General features: G+C 53.6%; 1 protein-coding gene. It reads right to left on the bottom strand.

The window, feature by feature from the left end; translation table 11 throughout:
* Positions 1-1360 (bottom strand): type VI secretion system Vgr family protein (locus ACKWMY_RS28150; RefSeq protein ID WP_409487541.1); only part of this gene is annotated, 1360 nt, incomplete at both ends.

The following is a 1360-nucleotide window of genomic DNA, read 5'->3' as shown; positions in this document are numbered from 1 at the left end:
ACCTCAAGAAAGCGGCTTTTCTTGACGACCGTGGTCTGCTGGCCATCAATGGTGACGGTTTGATCCTTAGCCACCGTGAGCGTCTGATATCCCCCGACGGACTCATCATCATCGACTTTGATCACCGAGGTTCGGTTATTATCGACCGTCAGTGTCATATCCCGATTGATGGTGGTCGTCTGATCCCGCAGTACGTCGGTATTCATGTCTTGCTGTGCATGAATATAGATTTCTTCACCGCCCCTGAGATCCTCAAACCGCAGCTCATTGAAGCCGTCGCCTTTATGGTTTTTTGAGCGGAGAGCCATCTGGGTTTTGGTCGCCGGTAAGTCACCAGGTGGCAGATTGTTGGCGTGATAGGTGCGCCCAATAATGACCGGCTGATCGGGGTCACCATTGAGAAACTCCACAATGACTTCATGGCCGACACGCGGAATGGCTAACATACCCCAGCCAGCACCCGCCCACGGATGCGAAACCCGTATCCAGCAGGAGCTGGTGTCATCCGTTCTGCCAGAGAGATCCCAGGGAAAGCGCACCTTGACCCGGCCGTACTCATCGCAATAAATTTCCTCAGACCCAGCTCCGGTGACGATCGCCACCTGTGCACCATCGATGCGCGGTTTTGGCAGCGAAAGGGGACGCCAGGTTTGCTTGTCGGGTATAAAGGTAAACTGGCAGCCTAACGTGGTGCCCTGTTCCCCGGTGGCCTCTTCCAATGCTTGCGGCTGTCTGCCGGTGTGCGTAGCCCCGGTGATTTGCCAGCGTGCGTTATGGGTTTCCAGCGGATGATTTTCCAATGTAAACCACACACCAGGTTGGAGCGCCGGGCTGTTGGCCGCGCCTTCTCCCTGATGCGCGTCGTTACGCAACGCCTGGACGCGCCAGCGGGCAAATTGATCGCCTGTTGGGCCAGTGCCTTTGAAGCGACCAGGATAGTCATAATGGCGATAATCGAAAGCCTGGTGTTCAAGGTCATTGGCAGACTCACGGGATTCTGCCTGCCAACCTGGATTTTTGAAGGTGTAATCTTTCAGCAAGACTTCAGACGGGCGCAGACTTTCTTTGCGACGAAAAGTACTGATACACAACTCGTCCGAATCTGCCCTTTTGGCAGGATGGTAAGGGAGTGTTGGCCCGGTATCCAGTGCGGCGCAATCATCGGCAAAGACCAACGTGTGTTGCTGATCTTTATGCTCAAAGAAATAGAAAATCCCTTCCTCAGCGGCAAGGCGATCGAGAAATTCTGCGTCACTTTCCTGGTACTGGACGCAAAATTCACGCCTTGCATGGGTATCACGCAAAGCAAAAGCATAGTGACTGATATGATGTTCTTTCAATAACGTTTCCAGGATCTCCT

The sequence above is a fragment of the Serratia sp. J2 genome, from assembly GCF_046269175.1.
Classification (GTDB): Bacteria; Pseudomonadota; Gammaproteobacteria; order Enterobacterales; family Enterobacteriaceae; genus Chania; species Chania fonticola_C.
Note: the sequence above shows the minus strand (reverse complement) of the source record. Positions and strands in the feature narration are given on the sequence as shown.